We start from the raw sequence: 24809 nt of genomic DNA on the forward strand, positions 1-24809 counted from the left end.
TGCGTCCGGCCCGGATGCAATGGAGCCGGATGCAAGGGTGTGTCGCAGGCCGCCCGCCCGTGGTGCCGGGCGGGCGGCTCCATCGCTGTCAGGCCGTGGCCAGCCCCAGGCGCAGTTCGCGCGTGGCCTGGACCATCGCGCTCAGCGCTTTGCGCACTTCCGGCCAGGCGCGCGTCTTCAGGCCGCAGTCCGGGTTGACCCACAGCTGCGCCGCCGGGATCACCTGCAACGCCTTGTCCAGCAGTTCGCCGATCTCCGCCGGCGACGGCACGCGCGGGGCGTGGATGTCATACACGCCCGGGCCGATGCCGTTGGGGTAGCGGAACCTGGCGAAGGCATCGAGCAGTTCCATCCGCGAGCGCGAGGTCTCGATCGAGATCACGTCGGCATCGAGCGCGGCGACCGCGTCGATGATGTCGTTGAACTCGGCGTAGCACATGTGGGTGTGGATCTGGGTGGTGTCGGCCACCGCACCGGCGGCCAGGCCGAACGCCTCCACTGCCCAGGCCAGGTAGTGCGGCCAGTCCTCGCGTCGCAACGGCAGGCCTTCGCGCAAGGCCGGTTCGTCGATCTGGATGATGGCGATGCCGGCCGCTTCCAGCTCCAGCACTTCATCGCGCAGGGCCAGCGCGATCTGCCGGCAGGTGTCGGCGCGCGGCTGGTCGTCGCGCACGAACGACCACTGCAGGATGGTGACCGGCCCGGTCAGCATGCCCTTCACCGGATACTGCGTGCGCGACTGCGCGTAGGAGGTCCACTCCACGGTCATCGCGCGCGGCCGGCTGACGTCGCCGTACAGCACCGGCGGCTTCACGCAGCGCGAGCCGTAGCTTTGCACCCAGCCGTGGGAAGTGAAGGCGAAGCCGTCGAGCTGCTCGCCGAAGTACTCGACCATGTCGTTGCGTTCGAACTCGCCGTGCACCAGCACGTCCAGGCCGATGGCTTCCTGTTCGCGCAGGCAGTTGTCGATCTCGCGCTCCAGGAACTGGCGGTAGCCGGCGTCATCGAGCTTGCCGGCCTTGTGGTCGGCGCGTGCCTTGCGCACCAGCGACAGCTGCGGGAACGAACCGATCGTGGTGATCGGCAGCGGCGGCAGTGACAGGCGCTCGTGCTGCAGTCGCGCGCGCTGCGGATAGGGGGTGATGCGCCGGCTCATCGCCGGCACAAGGTCGGCCATCCGCGAGCGCACACCTGCGTTGCGCAGTTCCGGCGCGTTGCGATGTGCGGCGCGGGCCGCCTGTGCGGTGGAGATCGCTGTCGCCGCGGCTGCATTGTCAGCGTGGGCATCGGCGAGCAGTCGCAGCTCTTCCAGCTTCTGGCGCGCGAACGCCATGCCGCCGCGCAGGGGCTGTGGCAGCTTGCGCTCGAGCTCCAGGTCGATCGGCACGTGCAGCAGGGAGCACGAGGGCGCCAGCCATCGCACGCGCGGTCCAGCCGTGCGTACAAGCGCCAGCGCCGCATCGAGGTTGGTGCGCCACACGTTGCGCCCATCGACGATGCCGAGGCTCAGCGATCGCTCGGCCGGCCACGCTGCCAGTACGCGCCCGAGCTGCTGCGGCGCGCGTGCAAGATCAATGTGCAGTGCGCCGACCGGCAGCCCGGCGACCAGCTCCAGGTTGTCGCCCAGATCGCCGAAGTAGGTGGCGAGCAGGATCTGCGGAACGTCGGCCGCGGCCAGTGCGGCGAAGGCCCGACGATAGGCGTCGCGGTCGGCGTCGCCCAGGTCGAGTACCAGGCAGGGTTCGTCGATCTGCACCCACGATGCACCGGCGCTCTTCAACTGCTGCAGCAGTTGCACATAGGCCGGCAGCAGCGAGTCGAGCAGTTCCAGCGGGCAGCCGCCATCTTCACGCTTGCCCAGCTTGAGGAACGACACCGGGCCGAGCAGCACCGGGCGCGCCTCCAGCCCCAGCGCCTGGGCTTCACGCAGTTCGGCCAGCGGCTTGTCGCCGCGCAGGCGGAACGTCTGGTCGACCTGGAACTGCGGCACGAGGTAGTGGTAATTGCTGTCGAACCACTTGGTCATCTCCAGCGCGTGGAGGTCGTGCTGGCTGTCCTGCAGGCCGCGGGCGAGGGCGAAATAGCCCGCCAGCGGGTCTGCCTCGAACACGTCGCGGTGCGAGGGCGGGATGGCGTCGAACAGGACCGCGGTGTCGAGCACGTGGTCGTACAGGGAGAAGTCGTTGCAGGGAACGACGTCGACGCCGGCATCGCGTGACAGCTGCCAGTGCCGGGCACGCAGTTCGCGTGCGGTTGCGTGAAGGTCCGCCGATGTCGTCTGGCCTTTCCAGAACGATTCGAGGGCCTGCTTGAGTTCGCGTCGCGCGCCGATGCGCGAGAAGCCGAGATGGGTTACCTGGATCATGGTGATGTACCTGCGATGCGTTATGCATGACGCAGGGCAACGAAGGAGGGCATGGGCACGCGCCCGCTGCCGCAAGCGGCGTCGGGACCGGGACCTGCCTTCGACCTTCGCCCCCGCGGGCGAACCGGCCGCGCGGCGCGAGCCGTGCGGTCGGGGGTCGGGCGGAGGGCGTACCCTCCGGTCGGGGCAGGTCTTCGGGCTTGTGGGCGCGAGGACACCAGGTCCTCATCTACTGACCATCGCTTCCCGGGCTCAGCGCCCAGTGCATGGATGGCGGTCGTTCCCATATACCGCTGCGGGGCAGCTCCGGAATTGGACTGGCGTCCGTACCGGATTCCCTCTGGCGCCGCCGGTTGCCCGGCGGTACTTGTCACATCGCTCCATCTTTATGAAGCGATGATCACCACGACGCCGCTACGTTAGCCCTGCAGGCAGGAGGCGTCAATCGTCGAATGGCTTCAGCGCGGGGACCGGTGTCGGCTGGCCGTGCAGGTCGAGCGCGACCATGGTGAAGCGGCCGCGCGTGGCCAGTTGCGTGTCGCCGGTCATCAGGTCCTCGCGGTACATGTCGACTTCCACCTGCAGCGAACTGCGTCCGGTGGCGACCACGCGCGCGACCAGTTCGACCAGCGCGCCCTTGGGCACGGCGACGTGGAAGTCGATCTGTTCCGATCGTGCGGTGACCACCGTGCTGCGCGCATAGCGCGAGGCGGCGACGAAGGCGGCCTTGTCCATCCACGCCAGGGCCTGGCCGCCGAACAGGGTGCCGAGGTGGTTGGTGTGGTCGGGGAAGACTATTTCGGTCATGCGGGCTTCGGTGGGGGGCGCGGGCGCGGCCTTGCCCTCACCCCGGCCCTCTCCCGCGCGCGGGAGAGGGAGCGAAGCCGCGTCAGAACGCGGCATCGAAGGCGACCTCGCCCTGCACGCCCACCTGGTAGGCCGAGACGCGCCGCTCGAAGAAGTTGGTCACTTCCTGCACGTCCTGCAGGTCCATGAACGCGAACGGATTGGTCGCGCCGAAATGGCGCGGCATGCCCAGTTGCGCCAGGCGCTGGTCGGCGCAGTACTGCAGGTACTGGCGCATGTCCTTGGGCGAGAGGCCGGCGACGCCGCCCGACAGCACGTCCTGGGCGAACTGCATCTCGCACTCCACTGCTTCCTCCAGCATCTGCACGACCTGGCGCTGCAACTCGTCGTCGAACAGTTCCGGCTGCTCGCTGCGCGCGGTGCGGATCACTTCGAAGGCGAAGGCCATGTGGCAGCTCTCGTCGCGGAACACCCAGTTGGTGCCCGACGCCAGGCCGTGCAGCAGGCCGCGCGAACGCAGGTAGTAGACGTAGGCGAAGGCGGCGAAGAAGAACAGGCCTTCGATGCAGCAGGCGAAGCAGATCAGGTTGAGCAGGAACTGGCGACGCTGCTCCGCGGTTTCGATGCGCCGGATGTCCTGGATCGAATCGATCCACTTGAAGCAGAACTCGGCCTTGGCGCGGATCGAGGGAATGTTCTGCACCGCATCGAACGCCTTGGCGCGCGCGACCGGGTCGGGCAGGTAGGTGTCGAGCAGGGTCAGGTAGAACTGCACGTGCAGCGCTTCCTCGTACAGCTGCCGCGACAGGTACATGCGCGCCTCGGGCGCGTTGATGTGCTGGTACAGGTTAAGCACCAGGTTGTTGGCGACGATGCTGTCGCCGGTGGCGAAGAAGGCCACCAGGCGCTCGATCAGGTGGCGCTCGGCCGGTCCGAGCTTGTGCTTGAGGTCGTTGACGTCGAGCGAGAAATCGACCTCTTCCACGGTCCAGGTGTTGCGGATCGCGTCGCGGTACATCTCGTAGAACTGCGGGTAGCGCATTGGCCGCAGGGTGAGGTCGAAGCCGGGGTCGAGCAGGCGGGTGTCGGACATGGTGTTGCCTCGGTGGACCTTGCCCTTCAGGGGCGGGCGACGCTGCGTTCCGCGAGGGGAGGGAGGCAGTTCGCGCGTCGCACGCCGGCTGAAGGGAAGGTTTTCTTGTGGGTTCCCTTCTCCCGCTGGCGGGAGAAGGTGCCCGAAGGGCGGATGAGGGCGCTCTTCGCGGTGCGGGTGGAGCTGCCCTCACCCCAACCCCTCTCCCGCAAGCGGGAGAGGGGCTACGTCGGAGGGTTACTGACAGGCTTCGCAGCTTTCCGGGTTCTCCAGCGAGCACGCCACCGCTTCGACCGCGCTGTACTCCGGCTTGGCCGCCTCGACTACGCCGCTGACGGTGGCCTTGGCGATCTTCGTCGCCGGACGCGAGCGCAGGTAGTAGGTGGTCTTGAGCCCCTTCTTCCACGCGTACATGTACATCGACGACAGCTGGCCGATGTTCGGGCTCTCGATGAACAGGTTCAGCGACTGGCTCTGGTCGATGAAGGCACCACGGTCGGCGGCCATGTCGATCAGCGAACGCATCGGCAGTTCCCACGCGGTGCGATAGACCGCGCGCAGCGACTCGGGAATCTGCGTGATGCCCTGGATCGAACCTTCGGCCATCTTGATGCGGTCGCGCAGCTCCGGCGTCCACAGGCCGAGCGTCTTGAGCTCCTCGGCGAGGTAGCGGTTGACGACGAGGAAGTCGCCCGACAGCGTCTCGCGCTTGAACAGGTTCGACACCTGCGGCTCGATGCACTCGTAGCAGCCGGCGATCGAGGCGATGGTCGCGGTAGGCGCGATCGCGATCAGCAGCGAGTTGCGCAGGCCGTGTTCGGCGATGCGGGCACGCAGGCTGTCCCAGCCGTGGGCCTCGGACGGCGTCACGCCCCAGGCTTCGAACTGCAGCTCGCCCTGCGACGCGCGCGTGTCGGCAAAAGAAGGATGACGACCGCGTTCCATCGCCAGCTCGTTCGAGGCGGACAGCGCATGGAAATACACCGCTTCGGCAATCTGCTTCGACAGCGCCCGCGCCTGCTCGGAATCGAACGGCATGCGCAGCTTGAAGAATACGTCCTGCAGGCCCATCACGCCGAGGCCGACCGGGCGCCACTTGAGGTTGGCGCGGCGCGCAGTCTCGATCGGGTAGAAGTTGAGGTCGATCACGCGGTCGAGCTGGCGCACGGCAAGGCGCACGGTTTCTGCGAGCTTCTCGAAATCGAAGCGACCGTCTTCGCCGTGCACCGGGCCTTCGGCGAACAGCTTGACGTGGTGCGACAGGTTGATCGACCCCAGGTTGCACACCGCGGTCTCGTCCTGCGAAGTGACTTCCAGGATCTCGGTGCACAGGTTCGACAGGTGCACCACGTTGCCTTCGCGCAGGGTCTGGTTGCAGGCGCGGTTGGACTTGTCCTTGAAGTTCATCCAGCCGTTGCCGGTCTGCGCCAGCGTCCGCACCATGCGGCTGTACAGCTCGCGTGCCTTGACCTGGCGCGCCGCCAGACCGGCCACTTCGGCGGCGTGGTAGGCACGGTCGAAGGCCTCGCCCCACAGGTCGGTCAGCTGCGGCACCTTGGCCGGGTCGAACAGCGACCAGTCGCCATCGGCCTCGACGCGGCGCATGAACTCGTCGGGGATCCAGTTGGCCAGGTTGAGGTTGTGCGTGCGCCGCGCTTCGTCGCCGGTGTTGTCGCGCAGTTCCAGGAACTCCTCGACGTCGGCGTGCCACGGTTCCAGGTACACGCAGGCCGCGCCCTTGCGCTTGCCGCCTTGATTCACCGCGGCGACCGAGGCATCGAGCGTCTTCAGCCACGGCACGATGCCGTTGCTCAGGCCGTTGGTCGACCGGATCAGCGAGCCGCGCGAACGGATGCGGGTATAGCTCAGGCCGATGCCGCCGCTGAACTTGCTCAGCTTGGCGACGTCCATGTAGCGCTTGTAGATGCTCTCCAGCGAGTCTTCCGGCGAGTCGAGCAGGAAGCAGCTCGACAGCTGCTCGTGCGTGGTGCCGGAGTTGAACAGCGTCGGCGAGCTGGGGATGTAGTCCAACTGCGCCATGCGCCGGTACAGCGCCAGCGCGTCGCTGACGTCCTCGCTCAGTGCGCAGGCGATGCGCAGGAAGAACTGCTGCGGCGTCTCGATCACCGTGCGCGCGGTCGGGTGGCGCAGCAGGTAGCGGTCGTAGAGCGTGCGCAGGCCGAAGTAGTCGAAGCGCTGGTTGAGGCTCGGGTCGATCGCGTCGTTGAGCTTGCGCGCGTTGGCCTGGACGAAGCTCAGCAGACGCTCGTTGATCAGGCCCAGGTCGAAGCCGCGCTGCACAGACTGCGAGAACGCGTGGATCTCGATGCCGGCGACTTCCTTCTCGATCACGCCGGCGAGCAGGCGTGCGGCGAGGCGGCCGTACTCGGGTTCTTCGGCAGTGAGCAGGGCAGCGGTGCGGATCGACAGTTCGTCGAGCTCGCGCGTGGTCGCGCCGTCATAGAGGCCGGAGATGGTGCGGGTGGCCACGCGCATCGGATCGACGGCGAACAGGCCTTCGCAGTTGCGCGTCACCGCGCGCACGATCTTGTTGAGATCGACCGGGTCGCGGCGGCCGTTGCGCTTGGTCACCGTCATGGTGAGGTTGGCGGCTGGCGGGGTCAGGGTGAAGCCGGCGGGCTCAGACAGCGCAGAGCCGGCCTGCGCGGAAGACGCTGCTGGAAGGTTGGCTGCGGGCTTGCTCACGGCAGGCGCGTCGGTGGTGGTGGTCATGGCGATGGCTCCGGTGCGTGGGCGCACGGCTCGTCGTCCTTCCCTCGAAGGGCGGCGTGGCGCGGGATTCGGAGATTGCGGTTGCGGCGTCGCGCAGGCCGAGACGGGCCTGTGGTGGCGAGCGCGTTCTTTGACAGCAAACGGGCGCCACCGTGCGACACCGACCGTCTTCCCTCCGAAGACTCGCTGGCCGGTCACCGCGCGGTGTGCAACGCGCGGCTGTCGGCAGGTCTTCGGGCTCTGGACGAGAGGACCGGGCGTGTGCCGCTGGTGCCTCACCTACTGACCGTCGCTTCCCAGGCCCATGCCCAGTGCCATGACGGCGTTCGTTTCCACTACCGCTGCGGGGCAGCGCCGGAGTTGGCCGCTCGATTCTGAGCGTGGCCGCACCGGACTTCCCTTTTAAGCCGACCGCGAGGTCGGCACCGACGGCCACAACATAGTGGGGGTTGGGGGATACGTCAACGCTAAATGTTGTGGATAAGTTGTGAGCGAGTGGTGGCGTGGATTTGCCGTGCGGGGGCATCGAAGGGACAATGCGTGGCTTGCCGATGCGGTTTTGATTGTGTCGCGGCTGCTCGGAAACCCATCCCCACCCAACCCTCCCCTTGAAGGGGAGGGCTCAAGAGGCCAATGCCCCATGTCCATCGTCCGCATGTCCGACCTCGACCTCGCCGGCAAGCGCGTGCTGATCCGCGAAGACCTCAACGTGCCCATCGACGACGGTCGCATCACCTCCGAGCAGCGCATCACCGCGGCCGTGCCGACGATGAAGCTGGCGCTGGAGAAGGGCGCTGCGGTGATGGTCACCTCGCACCTGGGGCGGCCGAAGGAAGGCGTGTGGAGTGAGGCCGACTCGCTCGCGCCGGTCGCAAAGCGACTGTCGGAGCTGCTCGGCATCGACGTGCCGCTGGTCAAGGACTGGGTCGACGGCGTCGACGTCGCCCCGGGCCAGCTGGTACTGCTCGAGAACTGCCGCATGAATGTCGGTGAAGGCAAGGACGACGAGGCGCTGTCGAAGAAGTACGCCGCGCTGTGCGACGTCTACGTCATGGACGCGTTCGGTACCGCCCATCGCGCGCAGGCCTCCACGCACGGCGCGATCCGTTTCGCCAAGGTCGCCGCTGGCGGCCCGCTGCTGATGGCCGAGCTCGATGCGCTGGCAAAAGCGCTCGACAACCCGGCGCGACCGCTGCTGGCGATCGTCGCCGGCTCCAAGGTGTCGACCAAGCTTGAGCTGCTGTCGTCGCTGGTCGGCAAGGTCGACCAGCTGATCGTCGGTGGCGGCATCGCCAACACCTTCATCGCCGCGATGGGTCACGGCGTCGGCAAGTCGCTGGTCGAGAAGGACCTGATCGACACCGCGAAGAAGATCATGGCCGACGCCAAGGCGCGCGGCGCCGACATCCCGGTGCCGACCGATGTCGTGGTCGCGCCGGCTTTCGCCGCCGATGCGCCGGCCACGGTCAAGGCCGTCGACGCCGTCGGTGCCGACGACATGATCCTCGACATCGGCCCGGACACCGCTGCGCGCTACGCCGAGCTGATCAAGGCCGCCGGCACCGTGGTCTGGAACGGCCCGGTCGGCGTGTTCGAGTTCGACGCGTTCGGCAAGGGCACGCAAACGCTGGCGCGTGCTATCGCTTCCAGCAAGGCGTTCTCGATCGCCGGCGGCGGCGACACCCTGGCCGCGGTCGACAAGTACGGCATCGAGCAGGACGTGTCCTACATCTCCACCGGCGGCGGCGCCTTCCTCGAGTTCCTCGAAGGCAAGGAACTGCCGGCAGTGACCGCGCTCAAGGCGCGGGGCTGAGGCCGTTACGGCAATGGCAACCGTCTTCTTCGACATGGACGGCACGCTGATCGACTCGGCCGTCGGCATCACCCGCTGCGTCGAGTACGCGCTGGTGAAGATGGGTCTGCCGGTGCCGCCGCAGTCGGAACTGCGGCGCTGGATCGGTCCGGCCTTGCGCACCAGTTTTGGCCCGCTGCTCGACGATCCGCAGGACGTCGAGCAGGCGGTGCTGCACTATCGCGACCGCTTCGAGAGCCACGGCTGGGCCGAGCACGAGGTCTATGCCGGCATCGGCGAGACTGTCGAGGCGCTGCACACGGCCGGGCACCGTCTGGCGGTGGTCACCGCCAAGAACGAGCCGCACGCACGCAAGATCGCCGGGCACCTGCCGTTCGGGCATCGCTTCGACGACATCGTCGGCGCGACCCTGGACGGACAGATCAGCCACAAGGACCAGTTGATCGCGGAGGCGCTACGGCGCTTCGACATCGCCGCCGGCGAGTGCTGGATGATCGGCGACCGGCGCATGGACATCGAAGGCGCGCGTCATCACGGCATGCGCAATGTCGGGGTGCTGTGGGGATTTGGTGGCGAAGCGGAACTGCGTGAGGCAGGGGCGCTGCACCTGGTCAGTGCGCCGCGGGAATTGCAGGGATTGCTGGCGGCCTGAGCGCGGCTGCGCCGCGCTTGCCCTCATCCGCCCTCCGGGCACCTTCTCCCGCAAGCGGGAGAAGGGCAGTTGGATAAAGCCCCTCTCCCGCTTGCGGGAGAGGGGTTGGGGTGAGGGCCGCCGCCGCGGCCAACTCCGCTGGTCTGCTTTTGGACGGGTCTTTCCAGACCACTTCCCCGCATCCGCCGCGGTACGGACGACCGGATGCGCAATTGCATGCGTATTCAATTCGAATGACTGCACAGCTGTGCTAGCGTCGCCGGGATCAATGGAATCTCACCCGGCAAAAAGCCGCACCCGGCAAAAGCCGCACCAGGCGAAAGCAGCATTCGATGACGACCAACCAGCGCCGCACCAAGATCCTCGCCACCCTCGGCCCGGCCACTGATCCGCCGGGCGTCCTCGACGCACTGCTCAGCGCCGGCGTCGACGTAGTCCGACTCAATTTCTCGCACGGCGATCCGTCTTCGCAGGTCGCCCGCGCCGAAGCCGTGCGCGAAGCCGCCAAGCGTGTCGGCGTGGAGGTCGGCATCCTCGCCGATCTTCCCGGTCCGAAGATCCGCATCGAACGGTTCGCCGAAGGCAAGGTGCTGCTCAAGGCCGGTGACCGCTTCGACCTGGTTGCCAGTGCCGATGCGCCTCCGGGCAACCTGCGCGAGGTCGGCGTGAGCTACCTCGGCCTGCCTGACGATGTGCGTCCCGGCGACGTGCTGCTGCTCGACGATGGCCTGCTGCAACTGCGCGTGGGTGCGATCGAGGGCGAGCGCATCATCACCACCGTTCTCAACGACGGCGCGCTGTCGGACCGCAAGGGCCTCAACAAGCAGGGCGGCGGCCTCTCGCTGGGCGCGCTGACCGAGCGCGACAAGGAACTGATCCTGGTCGCCGCCGAACTGGGCGCCGACTTCATCGCGGTGTCGTTCTGCCGCAACGCCGAAGACATGAACGAGGCGCGCCGCATCGCCCGCGCCGCCGGTTGCGACGCCGCGCTGGTGTCGAAGATCGAGCGCGCCGAGGCGATCGAGAACCTGTCGGAGATCGTCGACGCCAGCGACGTGGTCATGGTCGCGCGTGGCGACCTGGGCGTGGAGATCGGCGATGCCGAGCTGCCCGGCCTGCAGAAGAAGATCATCCGCGAGGCACTCGAGCGCAACCGCGTGGTGATCACCGCCACGCAGATGCTGCAATCGATGGTCGACAGCCCGATCCCGACCCGCGCCGAAGTGCTCGATGTCGCCAACGCCGTGATCGACGGCACCGACGCGGTCATGCTGTCGCAGGAATCGGCCGCCGGCCGTTATCCGGTGAAGGCGGTCGAGGCGATGGCGCGCATCTGCCTGGGTGCCGAACGCCAGTTCAACCGCGACACCGATTTCGAGGCCGCGCCGCGCAACCTCGAGCGTGCCGACCAGGCCATCGCGATGGCGGCGATGTTCCTGTCCGAGCACATCGGCGTGCGCGCGATCGTGGCGATGACCGAATCGGGCGGCACCGCGCGCTTCCTGTCGCGGTTCCGCTCGCAGGTGCCGATCTTCGCGATGTCGCGGCATGACGGCGCGCGTCGCCGCATGACGATGATGCGCGATGTCGTCGCCTATGCCTTCGACAGCCGTGGCCTGAGCTCGCGCGATGCCGCGCGCAGCGCCATCAAGGAACTGTACGACCAGGACCGTCTCAGCATCGGTGACCGCGTCATGTTCACCAGCGGCGATCACATGGAGCAGCACGGCGCGACCAATACGCTGCGCCTGTTGCAGGTCGGTGCTGACGGGACCGCCGAAGGTCTGGGCGAGCTCTAACCTCACCCCCTGTAGGAGCGAGCTTGCTCGCGATCAGGCGTCCGAGCCGCCACAGGCCTGATCGCGAGCAAGCTCGCTCCTACAAATAGATGTAAATCCTGCGAAGGCGGCGTGATGGCCGCCGGTTCATCCCGGGCGCGTTGGCGATAGCAATCCCTCCCCGCGGGAAGTGCCGTGACAACCGTCAGGTCCGGTGGTCCCAGCCGCTCGTCGTCGCTGTTGCATGGCATCGCGACGATCGCCGCCAGCCTTCTGCTGTGCGCGTGCACGACCGTGGGCATGCACACCCACGAGCGATTCGCCATCGAGTACGGGCCGCCGGTGCAGATGCGCGTGTGCGTGCTGCGCACGGCCGACGTCAGCGAGCAGCGCGTCGACAAGCTCATCGCCGCCGTCAACCAGGAATTCGAGCCCTACGGCATCGAAGTGGTGGTGCCCTGGGTGCGGCCGTGGACACGCGCGGGATTTGCCCATCGCAGCCTGTTCGACGATGTCATCGCGCACGAACTGGAAGCGCCGTGCGACCGTCTGGTCGCCTTCGTCGACCGCAACGCCGGCGACTTCCTCTGGGGCCTGCTGATGCCCGAGGTACTGGGCAGTGTCGATGATCCGACGCACACGCGCGGTTATGTAGTGGCCACGCAGGTGTCGCTCAACCAGGTGTTCACGCCGCCGGGCAAGGCGACCGTTCACGAGTTCTACCATCTGCTCGGTTGCCCGCATGCCGGTGCGCTGACCGATTGCTACACGCAGATCGCGGCACTCAAGCGCAGCATCGATCCGGCCGCCGATTTCTTCCCGGGCGTGGACGAGTACGGCCAGCCCCTGAAGACGCGGGACGCGGCCAATCACACGTTGCGCGAGGCCATCGCCGGGCAGTAACCCGGTGCGGGCCGCCAACGGCCTGAAACTGGTATTGAAATCCGGGGTGTAAATCGCGCAAGTCATTGATTCACCGTGGCCGACTCCGGGCGGGAACGCTGCGCTGCCGCTATAATGCCGGGCTTCCCACCGCTCCCGCAGGACGTCTCATGAGCATCGAACAGCTTGCCGAAACCGCCCAGGCCATGGTGGCCCCGGGCAAGGGCATCATCGCCATCGATGAGTCCACCAGCACCATTGCCAAGCGCTTTGCCGGCGTGGGCATCGAGAACACCGAAGAGAATCGCCGCGCCTACCGCGAGCTGCTGCTGGCCACGCCCAAGCTGAGCGACTACATCTCCGGCGCGATCCTGTTCGACGAGACCATCCGCCAGTCCACGAAGAGTGGTATTCCGTTCGCCAGGTACATGTCCGACAACGGCATGATCCCGGGCATCAAGGTCGACAAGGGCACCCATGCCCTGGCCGGCTTCCCGGGCGAAGTCGTCACCGAAGGCCTCGACGGCCTGCGTGCGCGCCTGGAGGAGTACTACAAGCTCGGCGCGCGCTTTGCCAAGTGGCGCGCGGTGATCAACATCGGCGACGACATTCCGTCGGGCACCTGCATCGATGCCAATGCCCACGCGCTGGCCCGCTACGCGGCGCTGTGCCAGGAGCAGGGCCTGGTGCCGATGGTCGAGCCGGAAGTGATCATGGACGGCTCGCACGACATCGAGACCTGCTACGAAGTCACCGAGGTCACGCTGCGTTCGCTGTTCGCTTCGCTGTACGAGCACAACGTGATGCTGGAAGGCACGATCCTGAAGGCGTCGATGATCCTGCCGGGCACCACCAGCGGCGAGACGGCCAGCGTCGAGGATGTCGCCGCGGCGACCCTGCAGTGCCTGAAGTCGACCGTGCCGGCGACCCTGCCGGGCATCGTGTTCCTGTCCGGTGGCCAGGCCGACGAGGCCGCCACCGCGCACCTCAACGCCATGAACCAGATGGGCCCGAACCCGTGGCCGCTGTCGTTCTCCTACGGTCGCGCCATGCAGCAGGCGGCTCTGAAGCTGTGGTCGCAGGACCTGGTCAACAACTTCGCCAAGGCCCAGCAGACGGTGTACGAGCGCGCTCGCGACAACGGCCTGGCCGCGCTTGGCCAGTGGAAGCAGGCCGCGTAAGCGTCGCGTTTGCCAACCAGCAGAGAAGCCGGCCTTGTGCCGGCTTTTTTGTTGCGTTGTGGTGTGCTGATTGGCTGCGTGCCGGTTGCGTTGCCGGCTTCGGAAAGGCGTCGTCCGCCGGTCCTGGGATTGCTACGCCCCTTAGTCGGACATCCTGTCGCTCTTGACCGTCATCCCTGCGAACGCCGGGATCCATTTGCCTTTGCACTGGCATCGAAGCAACGTCACTGGGTCCCCGCCTTCGCGGGGATGACGGCATAAAGCCCCTCTCCCGCTTGCGGGAGAGGGGTTGGGGTGAGGGCCGCCGAAGACCATGCAACGAAACGCCGCACCGCAGACGGACGCCGCACCGCAGACGAAAACGAGGGCCGTTTTACGCTGCGTTAACACGACGCCTTAACACGCCTTGGGTTACCAATGCCCCGGCGTTGATGCGTCGCTTCCCTGACCTGTTTTGAGCTGGATCAAGGAAGTCGATGGGGCGGGGCGTCATCCTCGCCGTGAACGGAATGGATTTTCGTGACGGAGCCAGCCATGGGCCAGCCAGACCACGCGGTCATCAAGCGGCGCGAGCGCATCGCTTTCCTGCTGTTGACTGCGGTCGTATTCCCGCTGCTGACGGTGATGATCGTCGCGGGCTACGGCTTCCTGGTCTGGATCTGGCAGATGTTCGCCGGCCCGCCGACGGGGCACTGACGTGTCAGTCGCGCCGAACCGCTCGCGTCGCGCCCTGCTGCTGGGCCGCAGCCAGGCCCGCGCGCCGTTGCGCCCGCCGTGGGCGCTGGCCGAAGCCGACTTCCTCGACGCCTGCACCGCCTGCGGCGCCTGCGTCGAGCGCTGCCAGGAGCAGGTGCTCGTGCGCGGCGCTGCCGGCTACGCGCAGTTCGACCCGCGCCTGGGTGAGTGCACGTTCTGCGGCGATTGCGCCGACGCCTGCGAGCCGCGGGCGATCGACCGCACGGCGGCCGACGTTCCGTGGCGCACGCTGGCCAGCGCCGGCGATGCCTGTCTGCCGCGTCATGGCGTGGTCTGTTCGAGTTGTCGCGATGCCTGTCCGGAGCGGGCGATCGCATTCCCCCTGTCGATTTCCGTGCCGACGCCCGTCATCGACCCCGCGCGCTGCAACGGCTGCGGTGCGTGCGTGAGCGTGTGCCCGGTCGACGCACTGACACTGATGCACCTGGAGCCGGCATGAGCACCGACACGCCCGCCACCGAAGTCCACATCGCCAGCTTCGTCGTCCAGCACCGGGAGGAGGCCGCGGCCGCACTCGCCACCTGGATCGCCGCCAGCGACGACATGGAGCTGGCGCGCAGCGAGGGCACCCGCAGCATCGTGCTGTGCGAATGCGCCGACCAGTACGCGCTGCTCGATCGCATCGAAGCCCTGCGCGCCGTCCCGGGCGTTCTCAACGTGCTGCTGGTCTACCACCACGCCGAACCGGGCGAAGCGCTCGACGCGCCCATGCCCACACCTACCGTCACCGGAGTCGCGCCATGACCACCCGTCGCGAGTTCATCCGCAATACCGCGGTCACCACCGCCGCGGCCGCCGCCGGCATGTCCCTGCCGGGCGGCGCCGCCAACATCGTCACCGAAGGCGACCTGACCGCGCTGAAGTGGGACAAGGCGCCGTGCCGGTTCTGCGGCACCGGCTGCGGCGTGAATGTTGCAGTCAAGGACGGCCATGTCGTCGCCACGCACGGCGATGTCCATGCCGAGGTCAACCGCGGCATCAACTGCATCAAGGGTTACTTCCTGTCGAAGATCATGTACGGCAGCGACCGCCTCACCAAACCGCTGCTGCGCAAGAAGGACGGGGTCTACGCCAAGGACGGTGACTTCGTCGAGGTCGAGTGGGACGAGGCCTTCGACGTCATGGCCGCGCAGTTCAAGCGAGTGCTCAAGAACAAGGGCGGCGACGCGATCGGCATGTTCGGTTCCGGCCAGTGGACCATCTTCGAGGGCTACGCCGCCAACAAGCTGATGAAAGCCGGCTTCCGCAGCAACCACATCGATCCGAACGCGCGCCATTGCATGGCCTCGGCGGTGATGGGCTTCATGCGCACCTTCGGCATGGACGAACCGATGGGCTGCTACGACGACTTCGAGCAGGCCGATGCGTTCGTGCTGTGGGGCTCGAACATGGCCGAGATGCACCCGATCCTGTGGACCCGCGTGACCGATCGTCGCCTGACCAATCCCAACGTCAAGGTCGCCGTGCTGTCCACCTTCGAGCATCGCAGCTTCGAGCTGGCCGACATCCCGATCGTGTTCAAGCCGCAGACCGACCTGGTCATCCTCAACTACATCGCCAACCACATCATCAAGAGCGGCAAGGTCAACAAGGACTTCGTCGACAAGCACACCAGCTTCAAGCAGGGCAATGACGACATCGGCTACGGCCTGCGCCCGGAGCATCCGCTGGAGGTCAAGGCCAAGAATGCCAAGGATGCCAACGGCGGCAAGGTGATCGACTTCGACCGGTTCGCCGCGTTCGTGGCGCCATACACGCTGGAGAAGACGGTCGAGATGACCGGCGTGGAAGCCGGCTGGCTGCAGAAGCTGGCCGAGCTCTACGCCGATCCGAAGATCAAGGTCACCTCGTTCTGGACCATGGGTTTCAACCAGCACACGCGCGGCGTGTGGGCCAACAACATGGTCTACAACCTGCACCTGCTGACCGGCAAGATCGCCACGCCCGGCAACAGCCCGTTCTCGCTGACGGGGCAACCTTCCGCCTGCGGCACCGCGCGCGAGGTCGGCACTTTCAGCCACCGCCTGCCGGCCGACATGGTCGTGACCAACCCCGAGCACCGCAAGCATGCCGAGGAGATCTGGAAGATCCCGCACGGCATCATCAAGGCCAAGCCCGGCTACCACGCGGTCGAGCAGAACCGCGCGCTCAAGGACGGCAAGCTCAATGCCTACTGGGTGCAGGTCAACAACAACATGCAGGCCGCGGCCAACCTTCGCGAGGAAGGCTGGCCGGGCTACCGCAATCCCGACAACTTCATCGTCGTCTCCGATGCCTATCCGACCGTGACCGCGCAGGCCGCCGACCTTGTGCTGCCGGCGGCGATGTGGGTGGAGAAGGAAGGTGCCTACGGCAACGCCGAGCGCCGCACCCAGTTCTGGCACCAGCTGGTCAGTGCGCCGGCGCAGGCACGCTCGGACCTGTGGCAGCTGATGGAGTTCTCCAAGCGCTTCACCACCGACGAGTGCTGGCCGGCGGACATCCTCGCCGCCAACCCGGGCTTCAAGGGCAAGACCCTGTACGACGTGCTGTACCGCAACGGCAACGTCGACAAGTTCCCGCTGGCCGACATCGAGAAAGGCTACGCCAACGACGAGTCGCAGCACTTCGGTTTCTACGTGCAGAAAGGGTTGTTCGAGGAATACGCCGCATTCGGCCGTGGCCACGGCCACGACCTGGCCCCGTTCGACGACTACCACCGCACGCGCGGTCTGCGCTGGCCGGTGGTCAATGGCAAGGAAACGCGCTGGCGCTACCGCGAAGGCGCCGATCCCTACGTCAAGGCCGGAACCGGCTACCAGTTCTATGGCAATCCCGACAACCGCGCGGTGATCTGGGCGCTGCCCTATGAGCCGCCCGCGGAGTCGCCGGACAAGGAGTACGACATGTGGCTGGTGACCGGGCGCGTGCTCGAGCACTGGCATTCGGGATCGATGACGATGCGCATGCCGGAGTTGTACCGCAGCTTCCCGAGCGCGGTGATCTTCATGAACCCCGACGACGCCAAGGCGCGCGGCCTCAAGCGCGGTGACGACGTGCGGGTGGTTTCGCGCCGCGGCGAGATGCGCACACGGGTGGAGACGCGCGGCCGCAACCGCATGCCGCCCGGGGTGGTGTTCGTGCCGTGGTTCGATGCCGGGCAGCTGATCAACAAGGTCACGCTCGACGCCACCGATCCGATCTCCAAGCAGACCGACTTCAAGAAGTGCGCGGTCAAGGTCCTGGGCGCCTAGGAGGGCATCGCCATGCGCAACAAGCCATTGTTGATCGCCGTCGGCATGACCGTCGGGTTGATGGCCCTGATCTTCTTCGCCGGCTGGCTGTTCGGCCGGATGGTCGGCAAGCACGAGCGCGCGGCCGAACCGCGGGTGGCGGCGTCAGCGCCGGCGGCATCGGCGGAGTCCGCGATCGGCCGCACCGGCGCGCGCCAGCTCGATGCGCTGCGCCGCGGCGTGCCGGTCGACCAGGAGGCGGCGCCGCTGCCGATGGCGCGCGTGGAAAACGTCGACCGCAAGCGCGAGCGCGCCTATCCGATGCAGCCGCCGACCATCCCGCATGCCATCGACGGCTACCAGGTCGACAGGAACAGCAACCGCTGCATGCTCTGCCACGCCCGCGCCAACGCCGAGAAGTTCCAGGCACCGCCGGTCAGCGTGACCCACTACATGGATCGCGACGACCAGTTCCTGGCTTCGATCTCGTCGCGCCGGTACTTCTGCAACCAGTGCCATGTGGTGCAGACCGACGCGCCGGTGCTGGTGACCAATACCTTCGAGGACATCGACCGGGTCCTGGCGGCCGCTGAAGCGAAAGGGAGCCCGTGATGTTCCGGCGCTGGCTCGAGCGACTCAAACCCTATTTGCGCACGTTGCGCTCGCCCAGCGTGCATTACAGCCTGGGCTTCCTGGTGGCGGCGGGGTTCATCGCCGGCATCCTGTTCTGGGGCGGGTTCAACACCGCGCTGGAGGCGACCAACACCGAGAAGTTCTGCACCGGTTGCCACGAGATGCACGACAACGTGTTCCAGGAGCTCAAGTCGACGATCCACTACAGCAACCGCTCCGGAGTGCGCGCGACCTGCCCGGACTGCCATGTCCCGCATCAGTGGACCGACAAGATCGCGCGCAAGATGCAGGCATCGAAGGAAGTGTGGGGCAAGCTCTTCGGCACCATCAACACGCGCGAGAAGTTCCTCGACCATCGCCTGGAGCTGGCGATGCACGAATGGTCGCGGTTGAAGGCCAACGACTCGCTGGAGTGCCGCAACTGCCACGACTACGACTCGATGGACCTGACCCGCCAAGGATCGCGCGCAGCGCAGATCCACAAGCGCTGGCTGTTCACGGGCGAGAAGACCTGCATCGATTGCCACAAGGGCGTGGCGCACCGCCTGCCGGACATGGCGGGCGTGCCGCAGGGCTAGATGTGTAGGAGCGAGCTTGCTCGCGAACCACGCATCAGGGCACCGCAAGGTGGGTCGCGAGCAAGCTCGCTCCTACAAGAGTGCGCGGTAGCGCTGCGCCATCTCGCCACCGAAGCAGGCGAAGGTGACCGCGATCGGCTGCTTGTGCGCGGCCTGCCATGTATCCACCGTCGCCACCGCCAGGGGCACCGCCAGTTCCGGCGGATAGCCATAGACCCCGCAGCTGATGGCGGGGAAGGTGATCGACTCGACACCGTGCTGCAGTGCCAGCTCCAGGCTGTTGCGATAGCAGGCGGAGAGCAGCGCGGGCTCGCCGGCATTGCCGCCGTGCCAGACCGGGCCGACGGTGTGGATCACGTGCCGTGCGGGAAGACGATGCCCGCCGGTGATGCGCGCTTCGCCCGTCGGGCAGCGCACACCTGGGCGTACCTGTGGCAACGACCGGCATTCCTCGAGCAGGCCGGGGCCGGCGGCCCGGTGGATCGCACCGTCGACGCCGCCGCCACCGAGCAGTGTCTGGTTGGCGGCGTTGACGATGGCGTCGATCGCGAGGGCCGTGATGTCGCCTTCGAATACATGCATGGTCATGGCTGGAGTGCCTCCAGGTCGCTCGTCATCACCGCCAATACGTTCATCCCGACAATACTCGTCATCCCCGCCGATACTCGTCATCCCCGCGAAGGCGGGGACCCAGCGACTTGAAACGCTGGAACGACACTGGGTTCCCGCCTTCGCGGGAATGACGGGTGGTGGGAATAACGCGGATGTACGGGTGGTGGGAGTAAAGGAACCGACGGGTGGCGGTACCGAGCGACTTACAACCCCGCCAGCCACTCGTCGTCCGAGCCCTCGTTCACGCCCTCGAACAGGAACGTGCTCAGGTAGCGCTCGCCGGTGTCGGGCAGCATCGCCAGGATCACCGAACCCTTGTCGGCATTGCGCGCCACTTCCAGCGCTGCCGCCGCGGTGGCGCCGGCGGAGATGCCGACGAAGATGCCTTCCTCGCTGGCCAGGCGTCGCGCGGTATCGCGCGCCAGCACGTCGTCGATCGGCAGGATCGCGTCGGCGACGTCGCGGTTGAGCACCGCCGGAACGAAGTCCGGGGTCCAGCCCTGGATCTTGTGCGGCTGCCATTCCTTGCCCGACAGCAGCGCCGCCCCGGCCGGCTCGCACGTGGTCACGCGCACTTCCGGGCGCGCCACCTTGAGCACCTCGCCGACACCGGTGAGCGTGCCGCCGGTGCCCCAGCCGGTGACGAAATGGTCGAGCCTGCGCCCGGCGAAATCGCGCAGGATCTCCGCGGCGGTGGTCTGGCGGTGGTAGGCCGGATTGGCCTCGTTCTCGAACTGGCGGGCGAGGAACCAGCCGTGCTGCCTGGCCAGCTCCTCGGCGCGACGCACCATGCCGCTGCCGCGTTCGGCGGCCGGGGTCAGGATCACCTTGGCGCCGAAGGCACGCATCAGCTTGCGCCGCTCCATCGAGAACGTTTCCGACATCGTTGCCACAAATTTGTAACCTCGCGCCGCGCAGACCATTGCCAGCGCCACGCCGGTGTTGCCCGAGGTCGCCTCCACCACCGTGTCGCCCGGCTTGAGCTGGCCGCGCGCTTCGGCGTCGAGGATGATCGCCAGTGCCAGGCGGTCCTTGACCGAACCGCCGGGGTTGAACGCTTCCACCTTGGCGTACAGGGACACATGGTCGGGGGCTAGGCGGTGCAGGCGCACCACCGGGGTGCGGCCGATGGTGTCGAGGATGCTGTCGTGGATCATTTCGTTCGACTCCTGGCTGGGGAAGGGAAGTCGTGCCGGCCGTCGTGGGCGAGGGCCGGGCGCCGTGGCGGCGCCATAGGGTGATCGCCGCCGCAGATTGCCATAGTCCAGGCCCCCCGGGAGCCTGCGGAGCGGGACGCCAGCCTTAATCGGACGACGCCCGGGCTGTGCGGACTGTGTTGTCAACCAATGGCCCACGCGGGCGTTAACCCGGGACCGCTAGAATCGAATGGTTCGGGCGCACCTTGCCCCATGTTCAGAGAGCCGCATGCGACTTACCCCGGGATTCCAAGCCAGCTGCCTGCTGGTTTTCGCCTTCGCGCTCGCCGCGTGCGGCAGCAATGACGCCAAACAGCGCGACGGCGGCGGCGACAGGCCAATCCCGGTGACCACCCAGCAGGTGAGCATGCAGCCGTGGAGCGATACCGTGATGGCGCTGGGCAACGTCAAGGCGCGCGAGTCGATCACGGTCAGTGCCAAGGTCAGCGAGACGGTGGAGCAGGTGCATTTCAACAGTGGCGACATCGTCGCTGCCGGCGCACCGCTGGTCACGCTTACCGGGCGCCAGCAACAGGCCGCCCTGGCCCAGGCCGAAGCGGCGGCCAACGAATCCGAGCAGCTTTACAAGCGCCAGACCGAACTGGCCACGCAGCAGCTCATCGCAAGCTCGACCCTCGACACCCAGCGCGCCGCCCGCGATGTCGCCCGCGCCCGCGTCGCGCAGATGCGCGCCGACATCGGCGACCGCGTGATCCGCGCACCGTTCAGCGGCGTGCTCGGCATCCGCCAGGTCAGCCCGGGTGCGCTGGTCACGCCCGGCACGCCGATCGCCACGCTCGACGACACCGCCCGCGTCTACGTCGACTTCCCGGTCCAGGAAGCGCTGCTGGCCAGCCTCGCCGTCGGCCAGCAGGTCAGCGGTACCAGCACCGCCTACCCGGGACGCCGCTTCGATGGCGTGGTCAGCACGATCGACGCACGTGTCGACGAAGCCACCCGTGCCGTCACCGTGCGCGCCGATTTCGCCAACGACGGCCGCGAACTGCGGCCGGGCATGCTGCTGCAGGTGACGCTGGTGCGCCCGGAGCGGCAGGCGTTGCTGGTGCCGGAGATCTCGATCGTCCAGGTCGGCACCGACAGCTTCGTTTACCGCGTCAAGCCGGACTCGTCGGTCGAACGCGCCGACGTCAAGGTCGGCAGCCGTCGCGACGGCAAGGCCGAGATCGCGGAGGGGCTGAAGGTCGGCGACCGCATCGTCGTCGACGGCACCGGCAAGCTGCGCGTCGGCAGCCGCATCACCGATCTGAAGGCCGACCAGAAGGCAGGCGCGCAGGTCGATGGGGCCGCGACGGCCAAGCGGGGCTGAGTCATGAACCTGTCCGATCTGTCCATCCGCCGTCCCGTGTTCGCCACGGTGATGAGCCTGCTGCTCATCGTGCTCGGCGTGATGGCGTTCTCGCGCCTGACCCTGCGCGAACTGCCCGCGATCGACCCGCCGATCGTGTCAGTGGACGTGAACTACCCCGGCGCCTCGGCGGCGGTAGTGGAAACCCGCATCACCCAGATCCTCGAGGACGCGCTCGCCGGCATCGAAGGCATCGAGACCATCGAGTCGCGCAGCATCAACGGCCGCGCCTCGATCAGCATCGAGTTCACCCTGTCGCGTGAGATCGAGGCCGCCGCCAACGACGTGCGCGATGCGGTCAGCCGCGTCAGCAATCGCATGCCCGACGAAGCCGACCCGCCGCAGATCGAGAAGGTCGAGACCGACGCCGATCCGATCCTCTGGCTCAACATGAGCTCGACGCAGATGGACACGCTGCAGCTGTCCGACTATGCCGAGCGCTACGTGGTCGATCGGCTGTCGTCGGTGGACGGCGTCGCCCAGGTGCGCATCGGCGGCCAGCAGCGCTATGCGATGCGGGTCTGGATCGACCGCGATGCGCTTGCCGCGCGCGGCATCACCGTCAACGATGTCGAGACCGCGCTGGAGGCCGAGAACGTCGAGCTGCCGGCCGGCCGCATCGAATCCAACGCCCGCGACTTCACCCTGCGCGTTGCGCGCAGTTACCAGAAGCCGGAGGACTTCGCCCAGATCCCGCTGGGCAAGGGCACGGACGGCTACGTCGTGCGCCTGGGGGACGTCGCCAGGATCGAGCTGGCCTCGGCGGAACGCCGCGCCTACTACCGCAGCAACGGCGAGCCGAACATCGGCCTGGGCATCGTCAAGACCTCCACCGCCAACAGCCTCGACGTTGCCCGCGCCGTCCGCGCCGAAGCCGAGCAGGTGCAGAAGACGCTGCCGCAGGGCACCAACATTTTCGTCGCCTTCGACACCACGGTGTTCATCGAATCGGCAGTCGAGCGCGTCTACCACACGCTGGTGGAAGCCATCGTGCTGGTGCTGCTGGTGATCTGGCTGTTCCTCGGCAGCATCCGGGCCGCCCTGATCCCGGCGGTGACGGTGCCGGTGTGCCTGATTGCTGCGTTCATTCCGCTGTACCTGTTCGGCTTCTCGATCAACCTGCTGACGCTGCTGGCGCTGGTGCTGTGCATCGGCCTGGTGGTGGACGACGCGATCGTGGTGCTGGAAAACATCCAGCGCCGCATCGACCTGGGCGAACCGCGCCTGGTCGCGGCCAAGCGCGGCACCAAGCAGGTCGCCTTCGCCGTGATCGCGACCACCGCGGTGCTGGTGGCGGTGTTCCTGCCGGTCGGCTTCATGGAAGGCAACACCGGACGCCTGTTCCGCGAACTGTCGGTGGCACTGGCCGGCGCGGTGGCACTGTCGGCGTTCGTCGCGCTGACGCTGACGCCGATGATGTCGTCGAAGCTGGTGCGTGCGCACAACGAAGAGAAATCCAACCCGGTCAACCGCTGGGTCAACGCGCGCCTGGACGGTATCGGCAAGCGTTACCGCCGCTTCCTCGACCACAGTGTCGACCATCCCTGGGTGTTCGGTGGCGTGATGGTGGTGGCGATCCTGATCAGCCTGGTGCTGTTCAAGGTGGTGCCGTCGGAACTGGCGCCGCCGGAAGACCGCGGCTCGTTCCAGATCAGCATCCTCGGCCCGGAAGGCGCCGGTTTCGACTACACGGTCGGACAGGTGCAGCAGGTCGAGAAGATCGTCGCCGCGCATACCGGCAAGGACGGCGTGATCCAGCGCTACAACCCGCGCGTCCCCGGCGGCTTCGGCGCCAGCGAGGAGATGCATACCGGCCGCATCGCCGTGTTCCTCAAGGACTGGAAGGAGCGCGACATCAGCACCGCCGACGTCGCCAAGCAACTGCAGGGCGAGCTCGGCAGCCTGGCGGGCGTGCGCGCGATGCCGCAGGTCAGCGGTGGCCTGGTGCGCGGTCGCGGCCAGCCGATCAACATCGTGCTCGGCGGCCCCGAGTATGCCGAGCTGGCGCAGTGGCGCGACAAGCTGCTGGCGAAGATGGAGCAGAACCCGGGCTTCTTCTCGACCGACTCCGACTACAAGGAAACCCGCCCGCAGATGCGCGTGGAGATCGACCGCCAGCGTGCTGCCGACCTCGGCGTGCCGGTGACCGACATCGGCCACGCCCTGGAAACGATGATGGGCAGCCGCCGCGTGACTACTTTCGTGCAGAACGGCGAGGAGTACGACGTCATCGTCCAGTCCGACCGCGAGCTGCGCGCCTCGCCGGCCGACCTGGAGGCGATCCAGGTGCGTGCGCGCGATGGCGCGCTGATCCCGCTGTCGAACCTGGTCACGCTGCGCGAACTGGCCGAGCCGGGCAGCCTCAACCGCTTCAACCGCCTGCGCGCGATCACCATCAGCGCCGGCCTGACGCCGGGCTACCGCATGGGCGAGGCGATGCAGTGGCTGGAGAAGACGGTGCAGGAAGAACTGCCCGACCACGCCCAGATCGACTGGAAGGGCGAGTCGCGCGAATACCTGAAGGCCGGCGGCGCGGTGTTGCTGACCTTCACCCTGGCGCTGCTGATCGTGTACCTGGTGCTTGCCGCGCAGTTCGAGAGCTTCATCCATCCGTTCGTGATCATGCTGACGGTGCCGCTGGGCGTGCTCGGCGCATTGATCGGACTGGCGCTGACCGGCGGCACGCTCAATCTGTTCAGTCAGATCGGCATCGTCATGCTGGTGGGCCTGGCGGCGAAGAACGGCATCCTGATCGTCGAGTTCGCCAACCAGTTGCGCGATGAAGGTCGCAGCATCCACCAGGCGATCGTCGAGTCTTCGGCGGTGCGCCTGCGTCCGATCCTGATGACGTCCATTGCGACGGTGGTCGGCGCGGTGCCGCTGGTGGTTGCCGGCGGCCCGGGCTCGGCGAGCCGGGCAACGATCGGCATCGTGGTGATCTTCGGCGTGTCGTTCTCGACGCTGCTGTCGTTGTTCGTGGTGCCGGCGTTCTATGTGTTACTGGCCAAGTACACGAAGTCACCCGAGGCGGTGTCGCAGGAGCTGGAGAAGCTCGAAGCCCAGACCCCGTCGGTGGGCGGCCACGCCTGACCTCCTCACGTCATCCCGGCGAACGCCGGGATCCGGGCCCTCACCCCATCAGCCCTGTCACG

At 67.2% G+C, this 24809-nt stretch carries 19 protein-coding genes and 2 riboswitches; of the genes, 13 read left to right on the top strand and 6 right to left on the bottom strand.

All coding sequences use genetic code 11. The annotated features are described in order from the left end of the window. Positions 1-88: 88 nt before the first annotated feature. The 4 genes from metE to AC3A3X_RS12425 all read right to left on the bottom strand — a co-directional run bounded on the left by metE (position 89) and on the right by AC3A3X_RS12425 (position 6863). Positions 89-2365, bottom strand: coding sequence for a 5-methyltetrahydropteroyltriglutamate--homocysteine S-methyltransferase (gene metE, locus AC3A3X_RS12410; RefSeq protein WP_487583332.1), 2277 nt, complete (start codon positions 2363-2365; stop codon positions 89-91). 186 nt (positions 2366-2551) lie between these two features. Further along, positions 2552-2732, bottom strand: a riboswitch (cobalamin riboswitch). Between the two features lie 74 nt (positions 2733-2806). Next, on the bottom strand, positions 2807-3172 hold the full coding sequence (locus AC3A3X_RS12415; protein WP_487583333.1) for an acyl-CoA thioesterase: 366 nt from the start codon (positions 3170-3172) through the stop codon (positions 2807-2809). An 82-nt stretch (positions 3173-3254) separates the two neighbouring features. Further along, on the bottom strand, positions 3255-4265 hold the full coding sequence (locus tag AC3A3X_RS12420; RefSeq protein ID WP_487583334.1) for a ribonucleotide-diphosphate reductase subunit beta: 1011 nt from the start codon (positions 4263-4265) through the stop codon (positions 3255-3257). Between the two features lie 237 nt (positions 4266-4502). Continuing rightward, entirely contained in the window at positions 4503-6863 is a 2361-nt protein-coding gene (locus AC3A3X_RS12425) for a ribonucleoside-diphosphate reductase subunit alpha (RefSeq protein ID WP_487583383.1), read from the bottom strand. A gap of 342 nt (positions 6864-7205) precedes the next feature. After that, positions 7206-7443, bottom strand: a riboswitch (cobalamin riboswitch). A gap of 195 nt (positions 7444-7638) precedes the next feature. On the opposite strand from AC3A3X_RS12425, the gene AC3A3X_RS12430 reads away from it, so the two are divergent. The 11 genes from AC3A3X_RS12430 to AC3A3X_RS12480 all read left to right on the top strand — a co-directional run bounded on the left by AC3A3X_RS12430 (position 7639) and on the right by AC3A3X_RS12480 (position 18483). Continuing rightward, complete coding sequence (locus tag AC3A3X_RS12430) at positions 7639-8811, top strand: phosphoglycerate kinase (protein ID WP_487583335.1); 1173 nt, start codon at positions 7639-7641, stop codon at positions 8809-8811. Between the two features lie 13 nt (positions 8812-8824). Further along, positions 8825-9463 (top strand): HAD hydrolase-like protein, encoded by a 639-nt coding sequence (locus AC3A3X_RS12435; RefSeq protein WP_487583336.1) that lies wholly within the window; start codon positions 8825-8827, stop codon positions 9461-9463. A 332-nt stretch (positions 9464-9795) separates the two neighbouring features. Then, positions 9796-11262 (top strand): pyruvate kinase, encoded by a 1467-nt coding sequence (pyk, locus tag AC3A3X_RS12440; protein WP_487583337.1) that lies wholly within the window; start codon positions 9796-9798, stop codon positions 11260-11262. Positions 11263-11436: 174 nt separating this feature from the next. Further along, complete coding sequence (locus AC3A3X_RS12445; RefSeq protein WP_487583338.1) at positions 11437-12144, top strand: hypothetical protein; 708 nt, start codon at positions 11437-11439, stop codon at positions 12142-12144. Positions 12145-12293: 149 nt separating this feature from the next. After that, on the top strand, positions 12294-13304 hold the full coding sequence (locus tag AC3A3X_RS12450) for a class I fructose-bisphosphate aldolase (RefSeq protein ID WP_487583339.1): 1011 nt from the start codon (positions 12294-12296) through the stop codon (positions 13302-13304). Positions 13305-13838: 534 nt separating this feature from the next. Next, complete coding sequence (gene napE, locus AC3A3X_RS12455; protein WP_487583340.1) at positions 13839-14000, top strand: periplasmic nitrate reductase, NapE protein; 162 nt, start codon at positions 13839-13841, stop codon at positions 13998-14000. A gap of 1 nt (position 14001) precedes the next feature. Further along, positions 14002-14499: a ferredoxin-type protein NapF gene (napF, locus tag AC3A3X_RS12460; RefSeq protein ID WP_487583341.1), complete on the top strand. Its 498-nt coding sequence runs from the start codon at positions 14002-14004 to the stop codon at positions 14497-14499. Then, the gene (locus AC3A3X_RS12465; RefSeq protein ID WP_487583342.1) at positions 14496-14804 is read left to right on the top strand and encodes a chaperone NapD; all 309 of its coding nucleotides are present in this window, start codon (positions 14496-14498) and stop codon (positions 14802-14804) included. The genes napF and AC3A3X_RS12465 overlap by 4 nt, the downstream gene beginning before the upstream one ends. Beyond that, positions 14801-17293 carry a periplasmic nitrate reductase subunit alpha gene (gene napA / locus AC3A3X_RS12470; protein WP_487583343.1) on the top strand — a complete coding sequence of 831 codons (2493 nt, stop codon included), beginning with the start codon at positions 14801-14803 and terminating at the stop codon, positions 17291-17293. Before AC3A3X_RS12465 ends, napA begins: the two co-directional genes overlap by 4 nt. A gap of 12 nt (positions 17294-17305) precedes the next feature. Then, positions 17306-17884, top strand: a complete 579-nt coding sequence (locus tag AC3A3X_RS12475) for a nitrate reductase cytochrome c-type subunit (protein ID WP_487583344.1) — start codon at positions 17306-17308, stop codon at positions 17882-17884. After that, positions 17884-18483, top strand: coding sequence for a NapC/NirT family cytochrome c (locus tag AC3A3X_RS12480; protein ID WP_487583345.1), 600 nt, complete (start codon positions 17884-17886; stop codon positions 18481-18483). Before AC3A3X_RS12475 ends, AC3A3X_RS12480 begins: the two co-directional genes overlap by 1 nt. Positions 18484-18555: 72 nt before the next feature. Here the strand turns inward: AC3A3X_RS12480 and AC3A3X_RS12485 are convergent, their stop codons facing one another. Both AC3A3X_RS12485 and cysK read right to left on the bottom strand, forming a co-directional pair. Beyond that, entirely contained in the window at positions 18556-19071 is a 516-nt protein-coding gene (locus AC3A3X_RS12485) for an O-acetyl-ADP-ribose deacetylase (protein ID WP_487583346.1), read from the bottom strand. Positions 19072-19298: 227 nt separating this feature from the next. Further along, positions 19299-20252, bottom strand: a complete 954-nt coding sequence (gene cysK, locus AC3A3X_RS12490) for a cysteine synthase A (RefSeq protein WP_487583347.1) — start codon at positions 20250-20252, stop codon at positions 19299-19301. A 268-nt stretch (positions 20253-20520) separates the two neighbouring features. On the opposite strand from cysK, the gene AC3A3X_RS12495 reads away from it, so the two are divergent. Beyond that, positions 20521-21618 carry an efflux RND transporter periplasmic adaptor subunit gene (locus AC3A3X_RS12495; RefSeq protein WP_487583348.1) on the top strand — a complete coding sequence of 366 codons (1098 nt, stop codon included), beginning with the start codon at positions 20521-20523 and terminating at the stop codon, positions 21616-21618. 3 nt (positions 21619-21621) lie between these two features. Further along, positions 21622-24747: an efflux RND transporter permease subunit gene (locus AC3A3X_RS12500; protein ID WP_487583349.1), complete on the top strand. Its 3126-nt coding sequence runs from the start codon at positions 21622-21624 to the stop codon at positions 24745-24747. The last annotated feature ends 62 nt before the right edge of the window (positions 24748-24809 follow it).

Source organism: Lysobacter sp. Soil_N_23 (assembly GCF_057656135.1).

Coding starts and splice junctions, on each gene's coding strand:
- metE (WP_487583332.1), bottom strand. CDS start 2,365: ATGATCCAGGTAACCCATCTCGGCTTCTCGCGCATCGGCGCGCGACGC.
- AC3A3X_RS12415 (WP_487583333.1), bottom strand. CDS start 3,172: ATGACCGAAATAGTCTTCCCCGACCACACCAACCACCTCGGCACCCTG.
- AC3A3X_RS12420 (WP_487583334.1), bottom strand. CDS start 4,265: ATGTCCGACACCCGCCTGCTCGACCCCGGCTTCGACCTCACCCTGCGG.
- AC3A3X_RS12425 (WP_487583383.1), bottom strand. CDS start 6,863: ATGACGGTGACCAAGCGCAACGGCCGCCGCGACCCGGTCGATCTCAAC.
- AC3A3X_RS12430 (WP_487583335.1), top strand. CDS start 7,639: ATGTCCATCGTCCGCATGTCCGACCTCGACCTCGCCGGCAAGCGCGTG.
- AC3A3X_RS12435 (WP_487583336.1), top strand. CDS start 8,825: ATGGCAACCGTCTTCTTCGACATGGACGGCACGCTGATCGACTCGGCC.
- pyk (WP_487583337.1), top strand. CDS start 9,796: ATGACGACCAACCAGCGCCGCACCAAGATCCTCGCCACCCTCGGCCCG.
- AC3A3X_RS12450 (WP_487583339.1), top strand. CDS start 12,294: ATGAGCATCGAACAGCTTGCCGAAACCGCCCAGGCCATGGTGGCCCCG.
- napE (WP_487583340.1), top strand. CDS start 13,839: ATGGGCCAGCCAGACCACGCGGTCATCAAGCGGCGCGAGCGCATCGCT.
- AC3A3X_RS12465 (WP_487583342.1), top strand. CDS start 14,496: ATGAGCACCGACACGCCCGCCACCGAAGTCCACATCGCCAGCTTCGTC.
- napA (WP_487583343.1), top strand. CDS start 14,801: ATGACCACCCGTCGCGAGTTCATCCGCAATACCGCGGTCACCACCGCC.
- AC3A3X_RS12475 (WP_487583344.1), top strand. CDS start 17,306: ATGCGCAACAAGCCATTGTTGATCGCCGTCGGCATGACCGTCGGGTTG.
- AC3A3X_RS12480 (WP_487583345.1), top strand. CDS start 17,884: ATGTTCCGGCGCTGGCTCGAGCGACTCAAACCCTATTTGCGCACGTTG.
- AC3A3X_RS12485 (WP_487583346.1), bottom strand. CDS start 19,071: ATGACCATGCATGTATTCGAAGGCGACATCACGGCCCTCGCGATCGAC.
- cysK (WP_487583347.1), bottom strand. CDS start 20,252: ATGATCCACGACAGCATCCTCGACACCATCGGCCGCACCCCGGTGGTG.
- AC3A3X_RS12495 (WP_487583348.1), top strand. CDS start 20,521: ATGCGACTTACCCCGGGATTCCAAGCCAGCTGCCTGCTGGTTTTCGCC.
- AC3A3X_RS12500 (WP_487583349.1), top strand. CDS start 21,622: ATGAACCTGTCCGATCTGTCCATCCGCCGTCCCGTGTTCGCCACGGTG.